Annotated in this window: 12 protein-coding genes; 8 read left to right on the top strand and 4 right to left on the bottom strand. The window is 76.4% G+C overall.

The features are described 5' to 3' along the window. On the top strand, positions 1-464 hold a 464-nt coding region (gene fdhE / locus MNZ29_RS15055; RefSeq protein WP_242355714.1), incomplete at its 5' end, for a formate dehydrogenase accessory protein FdhE. Between the two features lie 109 nt (positions 465-573). Beyond that, positions 574-1,275 carry a DUF5666 domain-containing protein gene (locus MNZ29_RS15060; protein ID WP_242339477.1) on the top strand — a complete coding sequence of 234 codons (702 nt, stop codon included), beginning with the start codon at positions 574-576 and terminating at the stop codon, positions 1,273-1,275. Positions 1,276-1,356: 81 nt separating this feature from the next. Here MNZ29_RS15060 and hutH read toward each other — a convergent pair whose 3' ends face one another. Beyond that, on the bottom strand, positions 1,357-2,922 hold the full coding sequence (hutH, locus tag MNZ29_RS15065) for a histidine ammonia-lyase (protein WP_242339479.1): 1,566 nt from the start codon (positions 2,920-2,922) through the stop codon (positions 1,357-1,359). A 139-nt stretch (positions 2,923-3,061) separates the two neighbouring features. On the opposite strand from hutH, the gene MNZ29_RS15070 reads away from it, so the two are divergent. From MNZ29_RS15070 to MNZ29_RS15085, 4 genes are all read left to right on the top strand, one after another. Continuing rightward, positions 3,062-3,460: a helix-hairpin-helix domain-containing protein gene (locus MNZ29_RS15070; RefSeq protein WP_242339481.1), complete on the top strand. Its 399-nt coding sequence runs from the start codon at positions 3,062-3,064 to the stop codon at positions 3,458-3,460. Positions 3,461-3,518: 58 nt separating this feature from the next. Then, complete coding sequence (locus tag MNZ29_RS15075; protein WP_242339483.1) at positions 3,519-4,529, top strand: zinc-ribbon domain-containing protein; 1,011 nt, start codon at positions 3,519-3,521, stop codon at positions 4,527-4,529. A gap of 53 nt (positions 4,530-4,582) precedes the next feature. Next, a complete protein-coding gene (locus MNZ29_RS15080) occupies positions 4,583-5,791 on the top strand; it encodes a glycosyltransferase family 2 protein (protein ID WP_242339485.1) in 1,209 nt (402 codons plus the stop codon). Between the two features lie 78 nt (positions 5,792-5,869). Beyond that, positions 5,870-7,468, top strand: a complete 1,599-nt coding sequence (locus MNZ29_RS15085; protein ID WP_242355716.1) for an amidohydrolase — start codon at positions 5,870-5,872, stop codon at positions 7,466-7,468. A 46-nt stretch (positions 7,469-7,514) separates the two neighbouring features. Here MNZ29_RS15085 and MNZ29_RS15090 read toward each other — a convergent pair whose 3' ends face one another. Beyond that, a complete protein-coding gene (locus MNZ29_RS15090) occupies positions 7,515-8,006 on the bottom strand; it encodes an NlpC/P60 family protein (protein ID WP_242339489.1) in 492 nt (163 codons plus the stop codon). A gap of 263 nt (positions 8,007-8,269) precedes the next feature. Between MNZ29_RS15090 and MNZ29_RS15095 the strand changes: the two genes are divergently transcribed. After that, positions 8,270-8,698, top strand: a complete 429-nt coding sequence (locus MNZ29_RS15095; protein WP_242339491.1) for a hypothetical protein — start codon at positions 8,270-8,272, stop codon at positions 8,696-8,698. Here MNZ29_RS15095 and MNZ29_RS15100 read toward each other — a convergent pair. Further along, on the bottom strand, positions 8,695-9,216 hold the full coding sequence (locus MNZ29_RS15100; RefSeq protein WP_242355718.1) for a hypothetical protein: 522 nt from the start codon (positions 9,214-9,216) through the stop codon (positions 8,695-8,697). The genes MNZ29_RS15095 and MNZ29_RS15100 overlap by 4 nt on opposite strands. A gap of 82 nt (positions 9,217-9,298) precedes the next feature. On the opposite strand from MNZ29_RS15100, the gene MNZ29_RS15105 reads away from it, so the two are divergent. Further along, positions 9,299-10,945: a mucoidy inhibitor MuiA family protein gene (locus tag MNZ29_RS15105; RefSeq protein ID WP_242355720.1), complete on the top strand. Its 1,647-nt coding sequence runs from the start codon at positions 9,299-9,301 to the stop codon at positions 10,943-10,945. A gap of 76 nt (positions 10,946-11,021) precedes the next feature. On the opposite strand, the gene MNZ29_RS15110 is transcribed toward MNZ29_RS15105, so the two are convergent. Then, positions 11,022-11,792: a class II glutamine amidotransferase gene (locus MNZ29_RS15110; RefSeq protein ID WP_242355722.1), complete on the bottom strand. Its 771-nt coding sequence runs from the start codon at positions 11,790-11,792 to the stop codon at positions 11,022-11,024. Positions 11,793-11,848 lie beyond the last annotated feature (56 nt).

Raw genomic sequence — 11,848 nt, forward strand, 5'->3', positions numbered from 1 at the left:
CGGCCGACCTCGCCGCCGCGCCGTTCGTGGGCGCCGCCCTCCAGGCGCACCTCACCCGGCTCGCCGCGGCGCTCGAGCCGGCCACCCCCGCGCCGGCCGGGGCCGCCTGCCCGGTCTGCGGCGGCGCTCCCGTGGCGAGCGTCGTCCTCGGCGACGCCCGCGTGCGCTACGTCGTGTGCGGCCTCTGCAGCGCCGAGTGGCACGTGCCGCGCGCGCAGTGCCCCGTCTGCCGCGAGGCGGGCGGGCTCTCGTACCTCGAGGTCGAGGGCGGCCCGCGCGGCGTCGCCGCCGAGGCCTGCGATCACTGCCACGCCTACCTGAAGGTCTTCGATCTCGCCGAGGCGCACAGCGCGGACGCGGTGGCAGACGACGCCGCGACGCTCGTGCTCGACCTCCTCACGGGCGAGCGCGGGTTCCTGCGGGCGGGCGCGAACCCGCTCGCGCCGGGAGGCGAGCGGGCCTGACGGGCCGGCCTGGACTCGCGCCGCGACGGTCCGGGGGAGCGGTCGCCCGCCGAGCGGGCGAGCGGCGCGCGCCGCCGGTCGTCATCTTTCCGGGAAGGGAGGAGAGGTCATGCAGCTCGGGACGATCGCGCTCGCGGCGGTGCTGCTTGCCGGGCCTGCGGCGGCGCAGGAGACGAAGTCGCAGGAGTCGCAGCAGAAGTCCGAGGCGAAGCAGCAGGAGCAGCAGGGAGAGGAGAAGGCGCAGGGAGCGAAGGGGGCGGACACGCAGGAGGCCGAGCCCAAGCACATGAAGGGGTACGGCTACGGCACGCCGTCCGGTGTGGAGGCGGGAGGCAGCGCGCGACAGGCGGGGGACGAGAAGCGCAAGACGCCGAAGACCCCGCAGCAGGAGGAGGGCGCGAGCGTGACGCAGCCGCACGCGCGCGCGGAGCAGGCGACCCTCAGCGGGGAGATCGTGAGCACCGGGAAGGACAGGCTCACGATCCAGGCGCCCGACGGGATGCGCGACATCCAGGTCACCGCCAGGACCGAGGTGCGGGGCGAAGGGCGCAAGAGCGTGGCGCAGCTGAAGCGCGGCGATCAGGTCCGCGTGTCGTTCGACCCGAAGGCCGGCGTCTCGGTCGCGAAGCGGATCGAGGTCCGCGCGAGCGGCGACGCCCGGAGCGGGAAGGGCGTGGACCTCACGCCTCCGCCGGGGAGCTCGACGCCGCCCGGCTCGACGACCACGCCGAGCGGGACGCCGTCGGCGCCGGCGCCGGGGGCCTCGACCCCGGGCGGCACGACCGCGCCGGGCGGCGAGGGGCGGAAGTAGGGACCCCGTCCTGCCGAGCAGGGATCCGCGAGGGGACGCGCCGCGTGCGGGTGCGTCCCCTCGCTGCGAGTGGGGGGCCGCTCAGAGGTCCAGCTGGCCGTCGTCCACGAGCCGGCAGACCGCCTCGATGTCGCGGTGCAGCTCGCGGTCCTCGTCGAGGCGCGGGACGACGGCCCGGATCCGGCGGTGCGCCTCCGCGACCTTCACGGCAGGTCGAAGCGGTGCCCGCAGGTCGATCGCCTGCGCCGCCACGAGCAGCTCGATCGCGAGGCAGGTCCGCACGTTCTCGAGGACCTGCCTCGCCTTGAGGGCCGCGGTCATCCCCATCGAGACGTGATCCTCGCGTCCCGCCGACGACGGGATCGAGTCCACCGAGGCGGGGTGGCTGAGGACCTTGTTCTCCGAGACGAGCGCGGCGCTCGTGACCTGGGCGATCATGAACCCGGAGTTGAGGCCGTGCTGCGGCGCGAGGAAGGGCGGCAGCCCCGAGAGCGAGGGGTTCACGAGCTGCTCCACGCGCCGCTCGGAGATCGCCGCGAGGTGCGAGGAGGCCACCGCGAGGACGTCGAGCGCGAGCGCGACCGGCTGGCCGTGGAAGTTGCCGCCCGAGACGATCTCGCCCGTCTCCGGGAACACGAGCGGGTTGTCCGTCGCCGCGTTCACCTCGGCGGCGAGCGTGGCGCGGCAGAAGCCGATCCCGTCGCGCGCCGCGCCGTGCACCTGCGGCATGCACCGGAGGGAGTAGGGATCCTGCACCTTGTGGCAGCCCGGCCCCTGGTGAGAGGCGTTGAGCTCCGACCCCGCGAGCAGCTCGCGCAGCCGCGCCGCCGCCGCGATCTGGCCCGGCTGGCCGCGCACCGCCTGGATCTCGGGCGCGAAGGGCCGGTGCGAGCCGAGGAGCCCCTCGAGCGTCATGGCGCCGGCGAGGTCGGCGAGCGCCGCGAGCCGCTCGGCACGGAGCACCGCGAGCGTCCCCAGGGCCGCCATCGCCTGCGTCCCGTTCACGAGCGCGAGGCCCTCCTTCGGCTGCAGCACGGCCGGCGCGAGCCCCACCCGGCGCAGCGCCTCGCGCGAGGGCATGCGCTCCATCTTGCTGGGGGACGCAGCGTCATCGCGCCCCCCAGCAACAAGAGCTTCCCCCTCGCCGATGAGCAGGAGCGCGAGGTGCGCGAGCGGCGCGAGGTCGCCGGACGCGCCCACCGAGCCGCGCTCCGGCACGACCGGCGCGACGCCGCGGTCGAGGAGCGCGAGGAGCAGGTCGAGCGTCTCCTCGCGGATCCCGGAGACGCCCTTCGCGAGCACGTTCGCGCGGAGCAGCATGAGGGCCCGCGCCTCGACGAGCGGGAGCGGCGCCCCGACGCCGGCCGCGTGGGAGAGGACGAGGTTGCGCTGGAGCCGCTCGAGGTCGGCGCGCTCGATGCGCACCTCCGCGAGCGTCCCGAACCCGGTGTTGATGCCGTAGTGCGGCTCGCCGTCCTCGAGCCGCGCCTCGACGAGCGCGCGCGAGCGCCGGACCCGCTGGCGCGCGTCGGGGGAGAGCTCCGCTCGCGCTCGCCCGAGGGCGACCGCCTGGACCTCCTCCAGCGTGAGGGTGTCGCCGTCGAGGAGGACGTGCTGGCGTACCCCGCCGTTCGTGCCGTGGCTCATGGACGGCTTCCCTACACGGGCGACGCACGGTTGTCCCGGCGAGGAGCGGCGGACGCCCCCTGCGTGGCGTCCAGGCGCCCGGGGCAGGGTGGGTGCGCGTGGACCACACGTCGGCGCGGCTCTTGCTCGGCCGCGCCACATGGCCCGCCGGATCGCCCTGCTCCTCGCCCTCGTCGCCACGCTCGCGGCCGCGCCGGTGCGCGGGATCCTCGAGACCCCCGATGCTCCCGCGCCGTGCGCGCCCTCCGGCCGCGGCCGGTTCCCGCGGCACTGGGTGGGCTGCGAGACGGACCCCGGCCCGGTTCGGCCGCTCGCCTCCGACGAGCGGCTCGCGCTCGGGCTCCGGGTGGATCCGAACCGCGCCTCGGCACGCGAGCTCGCCTTCGTCCCGGGCCTGTCCCGGCGCCTCGGCGCCGAGGTGGTCGCCGACCGGGAGCGGAACGGGCCGTTCCCGGACGTCGAGTCGCTCCTGCGCGTGCGCGGGGTCGGACCGAAGCGGCTCGCCCAGGCGCGCGAGGCGCTCGTCGTGGAGCCGTAGCGACCTGCCCGGGAGGTGGAGTACCCTGTCCCGCGCCGCAGGGACGGGAGGATTCGCTTTGGTCATTCGCTGTGAACGCTGCTCGACGCTGTACGAGCTGGACGAGACGCTGCTCGCGCCCGACGGATCCCAGGTCCAGTGCACCCGCTGCGATCACGTGTTCACGGCGCGGCCTCCCGCGCCGGCCGAGTCCGCCGGGCCACGAGCGCCCTCGAGCAGCCCCACGTTCACTCCTGCCGAGCTCGAGATCGCCGTCGCGCCCGCCTCGGGCGCCCCGCTCGATCCGCGGACGCCTGACGCCGTCGCCATCGGCGACGTCCCGCCGACGGCGCCCTCGCCGCGCGCCGACGGCTCCCGGCCTCGCGCGCCCACGCCCGAGCCCCGGTACGTGCGCGCCGGCCCTCCTGCCGTCTACCGGCCCACGCCAGGCCCGACCTCCGTCCGCGCTCACCCCGTCCTGCGCCGCGACACGGTCGGCGCCTTCGAGTCGCGGCTCCGCTGGAGCGCGCGGATGCGCTGGCTCCTGCCCGCGGCGGCGGTCGGCCTCCTCGCGCTCGGCGCCGGCGGCTTCCTCTTCGTCCGCGGCCGCTGGGCCGCCTCCAGCGCGGCGAGCGCGCGCGCGGAAGGGGCCGCGAACGCCCGGCCTGCGGGCCACGAGGCCGGCGGAGAAGCGCTCTCCGCGCGGCCGCCGGCCCCGCCGCCGCCCACCGCGCCGCCGCCCGCCGCGTCGCCTGCGGAGCCACCGCCTGGGAACGGCACGCCACCGGCGAGGAAGTCGATTGCCCAGCGACCCCCGATGGCGGCGCCGGCCGGAGCTGCGGCCGTGGGGGCGAGCGCCGCGCAGGCCCCTGCCGCCCTGGAGGGCGCGACCGCGGCACCCGCGTCCTCCCTGGGAGGCAACGCCTCGACCGCGCGGGGGCTGGCGCCGAGCGCGCTCACGCCCGCGAGCATCCCCGACGTCGCCCCGGCGTCCGGAATGCCCCAGGTCGCGCCCCCCCTAGCGACCGAGGGCTCGCGTCACCCCGCGCGCGAGCCAGCCGTGCAGGACGAGCCGATCGGCGGGGGCTAGGGCCCCGAGGAGGCCGGCGGGCGTGGCGCGCAGGTTGCTCCAGTCCACGCTCGATGGCGTCCCTCCTCTGGCTGTGCCTCGGTCTCGTCGCGTTCAGCTATCTCGGCTACTTCCTCGTCCTCCTCGTCTGGGACGGCGTGCGCGATGCGCTGTCGGCGCTGCGCTTCGTCGCGGGCGGCGAGGACCGGCGCGCGCGGCGCGAGGCCGACGCCTGGCCGCGCGTGTCGATCGTCTTCTCGGCGTTCGACGAGGAGACGGTCATCCGGCACAAGATCGAGAACTGCCTCGCGCTCGACTACCCGCCGGACCGGCTCGAGATCGTGGTGGGCTGCGACGGCTGCACCGATCGCACCGCGGAGATCGCGCGCGCGGCCGGCGGGGACCGCGTGACCGTCCACGAGCTCACGCCGCGCGCCGGCAAGTCCGCCGCGATCTCGAAGCTCGTCCCCGGGGCGCGAGGCGACCTCGTCGTCCTCACCGACGCGAACGTGATGCTCGAGCCGGGCGCGCTGCGCGCGCTCGTTCGGCGCTTCCGCGATCCCGCCGTGGGGGCCGTGGTCGGGCGGCTGCGCCTCTACAACCCGACCCGCGCCGAGTTCGAGGAGAGCCTCTACTGGAAGTACGAGACGGTCCTCAAGTACTACGAGGGCAAGCACGGCGCGGTGCTGGGCGCGAACGGCGGCCTGTACGCGATCCGCCGCATCCTGTTCAGCCCCATCCGCCCCGACACGATCGTCGAGGACTTCGTCATCCCGGTGCGCATCGCGGTGCGCGGGTGGAAGGTGCCCTACGAGCCCGACGCCGTCGCGCACGAGGAGACGACCGAGGACGCCGGGCGCGAGTTCGTGCGGCGGGCTCGCATCGGCGCGGGGGACTGGCAGGCCCTCGCGCGCGTGCCGGACCTGCTCGACCCGCGCACCGGGTTCCTGTTCTTCTCGTTCGTGTCCCACAAGCTCCTGCGCTGGACGACCCCGTTCCTCCTCGCGCTGGCCCTCGTGCTGAGCGTGCCGCTCGCCGCGCAGCCCGGCGCCTGGCTGTATCGCGCCCTGCTCCTCGGCCAGCTCCTCTTCTACGGGCTCGCGCTCGCGGGCCCGCGCGTGGCGGCGGGGAGGCTCGGGCGCGTGGCGTCGCTCGCGCACTACTTCGTCACGATGAACGCGGCGCTCGCGGTCGGGCTCTGGCGCTTCGTGCGCGGCACGCAGCGCGCCACGTGGGAGCGCACCGAGCGGGTGGCGCCGCCGCCCGGGGTGCGCGCCGCCTGAGCGACGCTCTTCGGTTCGCGCCGGCTGCCGACCTTGTTCGTTGCCCGATCGAGATCGATCGCTTAGAGAGCCGGGGGCATGGCCTCCGCCCCCGAGCTCCTCGTCATCGGCCTCCTCCACACCCTGGATCCGGCCCGCCCCGTGGCGCAGGCCGCGCTCGTGCGCGACGGGCGCTTCGCCTGCGTCGGCACGGTGGAGGCCTGCGCGGCCCGCGCCGCTCCGGGCGCACGGCGGATCGAGGTCGGGAGCGCGGTGCCGGGGCTCGTGGACGCGCACGGGCACGTGATGGGGCTCGGCCGCGCCGAGCTCGAGGTGAGCTGCACCGGCCTCCCGACCGAGGACGCGTGCGTCGCCCGCGCGGCGGAGCGGGCGCGCGCGCTGCCGGAGGGGAGCTGGATCCGCGGCCGGGGGTGGGACCAGAACCGCTGGCCGGGGCAGGCGTTCCCGACCGAGGCGCGGCTCTCGCGCGCCGTGCCGGACCACCCGGTCTTCCTCGTCCGCGTCGACGGCCACGCCGGCTGGGCGAACGCGGCCGCGCTCGCCGCCGCCGGGATCGGGCCGGACACGCAGGACCCGCCGGGAGGGAAGCTCGTCCGCGACGCGCGCGGCCGCCCCACGGGCGTCCTCGTGGACGCCGCGATGGACCTCGTGCTGAAGCGGATCCCCGCGCCGTCGCCCGCCGAGATCGAGGAGGCGCTCCGGCGCGGGATGGACGCGCTCGTCCGGCTCGGCATCACCGCCGCGCACGACGCGGGCGTGACGCCCGAGGTGCTCGACGTCTATCGCCGCCTCGCGGCCGAGGATCGGCTCCCGCTCCGCGTCTACGCGATGATCGAGGGAGAGGGGACCCCGGCGGACCTCACCGCCCGGATGGCGCGCTGGAAGGCGTCGCCGGAGGTGGGGCGGCTCACGGTGCGCGCGGTGAAGATCTACGCGGACGGCGCGCTCGGCAGCCGGGGGGCGGCGCTGCACGAGGACTACTCGGACGATCCCGGCAACCGCGGGCTGTTCCTCACGGCTCCCGACCTCCTGCGCGAGAAGGTCCGCGCGGTCGTCCAGGCCGGCTTCCAGCCCGCCATCCACGCCATCGGCGACCGCGGCATCGCCGAGACGATCTCGGCCATCGAGGGCGCGGGCGAGCGCGGCGCGGTGCGCGCGCTTCGGCCCCGGATCGAGCACCTCCAGATCGTCCGGCTCGCCGACCTCCCGCGGCTCGCGGCGGCCGGCGTCGTCGCCTCGATGCAGCCCTCTCACGCCACGAGCGACGCGCCCTGGGTCCCGGCCCGGCTCGGCGCCGGCAGCGCGCGGCTCGCTGGCGCCTACGCCTGGCGCTCCGTGCTGCGCGCCGGCGTGCCGCTCGCGTTCGGCTCGGACTTCCCCATCGAGAGCCCCGACGCGCGGCTCGGCCTCGCCGCGGCCGAGACGCGCCTCGCCTCGGGCGCGGCCGCGCCCTTCCTGCCGGAGGAGCGGCTCCGGCGCGAGGAGGCGCTGCGGGCGTTCACCGCGGGCGCGGCGTACGCGGCGTTCGCGGAGGGGCGCCGGGGGATGATCCGCGAGGGCTACGACGCGGATCTCACCGCGTTCGCGGGCGACGTGCTCGCCGTGCCGGCGAGCGCGCTGCCCGCGCTCCCGGTGACGCACACGATGGTCGGGGGCCGGATCGCGTTCGAGCGATGAGGGTCGGGCTCGTGCTTCGCTCCCGGCGAGCGAGGCGCGCGGGCGCTCACCGGGGCGTCGCGTAGCCCACGAGCAGCCGTCCGGTGGTGACGCGCCCGGCACCGACGATGAGCACGTCGTTCAGCGCCTTGCCGGCCTCGGTGCGCGCCTTCCACGGGCTCGACGCGTTGAGGTGCAGCCGCGCGACGCCGCGCGCCGTCCGGTGCAGGAAGACGACCGTGCCGTCGGCGCCCGCGCGCTCGACGAGGCCGACGTGCTCGACCGGACCGCCGGGGCGATCGGAGAGGAACACGAGATCGCCCGGCAGGGCCTTGCCGCGCCGGACCCCGGCCCCGGCCCTGGCCGCGGCGTGGAGGGCGCTCGCGTCGCCCTCGGCGACGGCGATGCCGCCCTCGGCCAGGGCGGCCCGGACGAGCGCGTCGCAGCCGTCGCCGTGGTCGGCGCCGCCGAGCACGATGGCGCTCGCGCCGAGGAGGCTCGCGGCCGACTCGAGCGCGCGCGGGACGGACACCTGGGAGGCGACCCGGGGGGTCCGCACGCGGGGGAGTCCGGTCTCCGGACCGGCTCCCGTGAGGGAGCCGGCCCGGATTCCGGGGGCGGGCGGGGGCAGGGGTTCGCGCCTCGCCGCGAGCTTCCCCCCGGCGCAGCCCGTCGCGAGGAGGGCCAGCGCGAGGAGACGTCCGCAGCTCGGCGACATCGACGCCGATGGTACGCACGCGACGTCGCACGTCCAATTTTCTCCTCCCGTCGCGACCGCGCGCGAGCAGGATCGCGCGAGGACGCCGTCCCCCCGGAGGCCGCATGACCCGCGCCGTCGCGCTGCTCGTCTCGCTCCTGCTCGCCGCGTGCGCCACCGCGCCGCGCTCGGAGGCGCGCCGCTGCGAGGGCGCCGCCGATCGCGTGAGCGCGCTCCTGCGCGCCGGGCTCGAGACCTACGTGGACGGCATGCGCCGCTTCGCGGCTGCGCGCGATCCGGAGCTCTCGACCGCGGAGGCCGAGGAGCGCGCCAAGGCGAGCTCCGATGCGTGGGCGGGTGCGCACCGCGAGGGGCTCGCCCGCGCCTGCCGCGAGTGGCCCGAGGAGCGGTACCGCTGCGTGATGTCCGCCGCGGACGCCGCGGCGCTGAACGGCTGCGGGCTCGAGGAGGTCGTGCGCGGGTACACCGACGAGGTCGTCTCGGACTTCGCGACGCGGCCGTTCGACCGGTCCGGCGCGGGTCGCTCCCGCTAACCGCGGGTCGAGCTCCGCGCCCGCTTCATCGCGCGCAGCCCGACGACGAAGACGAGGAAGCCCATCGCCAGGAAGAGCAGCATCCGCCCGAGCGCGGCCTTCAGGTAGCCGGGCGAGAGCGCCTCGGTGAAGATGCGGACCTCGCCCTCGCCGGGGAGGCTCACGCCGAAGCGCTTCTGCAGGAAGTCGCGCGTGTAGGTGCCGGGGGCGAAGCCGCCCTCCAGGGGCCCGGCCTGGCACGGGACGTCGCCCACGCGCTGCACGACGAACTGCGCGCCGCCGCCCTTCGGCGCGGCGAGGAAGAACGTGTAGCTCCTGCTCGTCGTGCGCGTGTCGCAGCGCGGCTCGACGTCCTCGAGCCGCACCCAGCGCTCACCCGGCGCGTCGGCCGCCCTCGCCGCGAGCGGCGCGTCCGCGGTGCGCGACAGCGCGATCCCGATGTTCGCCGCGAACCAGGCGGTGCCGAGGGTCCAGACCGCGCCGGCGGCGACGAGGAGCGTGCTCGCGAGCTTTCCCATGGGTGCGATCCATACCATCGGCGAGCGGTCGTCAGATCCTTTTCCCGGCGCGCGCGTTACGACCCGCAGGAGGTCCCACCCCATGCGCACCCTCGCGCTCGTCGCGCTCGCCGTCCCCGCCCTCGCCGCCGCCGCGCCCTCGCTCTCGCCTGCGTCCCGCATCGACGCGGTGACCGTCTACCGTCAGTCCGCCCGTGTCACCCGGGTCGCCCGCGTGGAGCTGCCAGCCGGCGCGAGCCGCGTCGTGCTGGAGGGGCTCCCGGACGAGCTCGACGACGACTCGATCCGCGTGGAAGGGAAGGGCGCCGCCCGCGCACGCGTGTTCGGCGTGAGCGTCGAGCGGGTGACCGCGCAGGCGGCGGTGACGGCGGAGGCGCGCGCGGTGGAGGAGCGGATCGAGCGGCTCCAGGACGACGACCGCGCGCTCGAGGACGCGAGTCGCGCCGCCCAGGCGCGCGCGAAGTTCGTCGAGTCGCTCCGCTCGACCTACTCCGAGGAGCGCGCCAAGAACCTCGCGGTCCGCGGCGTCTCGGTGCGCGAGTGGGCGGAGCTCGCCGGCCACGTCGAGCGCGAGCTCGCGGACGCCGCCGCGCGGGTGCGCAAGGCGGAGGCCGGGCGGCGCGAGCTCGCCCGGAAGCTCGCGCAGGCGCGCGCGGAGCTCGAGAAGGTGCAGTCGAAGCGCGCCCGGACCACGAAGGCGGTCGGCGTCGAGCTGGAGGCGGAGCGGGACGGCGCGCTGGAGCTCGCGGTCTCGTACGCGGTCGGCTCCGCGGGCTGGGCGCCGATCTGGGACGCCCGGCTCGACCCGGAGCGGGCGACGATGGAGCTCACCTTCCTCGGCTCGGTGTGGCAGCGCACCGGGGAGGACTGGTCCGAGGTGAAGCTCGCCGTCTCCACGGCGGAGCCCGCGCGCGGCGTGTACGTCCCCGAGCTCGAGCCCGTCTACCTGACGGAGCGCCGGGACGTGCACACCCTCGGCGTGGCGCGGCGCTCGCCGGCGCGCGCCCCGGCCGCCGCGAAGAGCGCGCTCGCGCAGGAGCCCGAGCAGGGTGTCGCCGAGGTCGAGCAGGACGTGGAGCTCGCGGCCGCGTCGGTCGAGCAGGGGCTCCTCTCCGCCGCCTTCACGGCGCCGCGGCGCGAGTCGGTGGACGGGGCGGGGCAGGCCCGCAAGATCGCCCTGCAGCGCTTCCCGCTGCGCGCGGAGCTCGTCCGCATCGCCGCGCCGCGCCGCGAGGCCGCGACGTTCCTCACCGCCAAGGCGGTGAACGAGACGGGCTTCCCGCTCCTCCCCGGCCTCGCCGGGATCTACGTGGGGGACGAGTTCGTCGGCCGGGCGCCCATCGCCCTCACCCCGCCCGGCGGCGAGCTCGAGCTCGCCTTCGGCGTGGACGATCGGATCGAGGTCGAGCGCAAGGTGCTCGAGCGGAAGCGGCTCACGGCGGGGCTCCTCTCGAAGGACGACGTGCAGCGCTACCGCGTCCGCATCGAGGTGAAGAACCGCTACGCGACCCCGGTCGCGGTGAGGCTCCTCGACCTCGTCCCGGTGAGCCGCGACGAGCGGATCAAGGTGGCGATCCTCGACGGCAGCACCGCGCCGGCGCGGGAGGATCCCGAGCGCCCCGGCGTGCGGATCCACGAGCTCGCCCTCGGGGCCCGCGAGTCGAAGGTGGTGGAGCTCCGCTACGAGGTCCGCACGCCGCGTGGGCTCGCGATCGCGGGGCTGGACTGAACGACGGCCCGGGCGATCACGCCTCCATGAGCGCGGCGAGGCTTGCGAGCGGGGACGGGGCCGGCCCGTCCCGGGGTCACCCTCGCAGCGCGCCGCGCTCGATCCGCGCCCCGTCCTCGGTCCCCACGAAGCCGCCCTCGGGGAGCTCCTGCCACGGGCCCGCGCCGATGGGCTCGCTCGCCACCGCGAAGACGTGGCGCGGGGCGGCGGAGGACGTGACGTGGAGCGTCCGGCCGTGCCGGCACGCCGCGAGGAGGCGGCCGTCGGAGACGACGAGGTTGAGCGACGTCGGCTTCGGGGAGGGCTCGGCGTCGGCGATGCGGAGGACGGTCGCGGTGGTGTCCGCGAGGGCGCGCCGGACCCGGGAGAGGTCCGCCGCGCGCGTCTCCCCGGTCGCGCGGAGGCGGGAGACGAAGAGGTAGAAGACCCGCTCGCTGTCGGTGTCGCCCTGGATCTCGCGGCGCAGGTCGGGATCGATCTCGGCCTCGATGGCGGTCCGCACCGCGGGGACCTCGCGGTAGCGCGCCACCGTCCCGTTGTGGGCGAAGAGCCAGCGATCGAACAGGAACGGGTGCGTGTTCTCGCGGAGCACCGGGCCGACGCTCGCCTCTCGCACGTGCGCGATGACCACCGCGGAGCGGACCTCGCGGCCGGCGGAGACGAAGGACTCGTCGGCGTGGGCCGGGAGGATCCCGCGCCGGACGTGCGGGGCCCCGTCGACGTACCAGCCGATGCCCCAGCCGTGCGGGTGCTTGTGCGACTGGAAGCGGAGCGCGTTCTCCGCGCTGCAGAGCGGCTCGCAGACGCCTAGGCCGGGGTGGGCGTGCTGGCCGAAGAGGCGGCACATCGCGGTCCCGGAACGTAGCAGCGAGCGAGCGCGCGCGCCAATGGGTCGCCGCGCCG

Source organism: Anaeromyxobacter sp. SG64 (assembly GCF_022690745.1).
Classification (GTDB): domain Bacteria; phylum Myxococcota; class Myxococcia; order Myxococcales; family Anaeromyxobacteraceae; genus Anaeromyxobacter; species Anaeromyxobacter soli.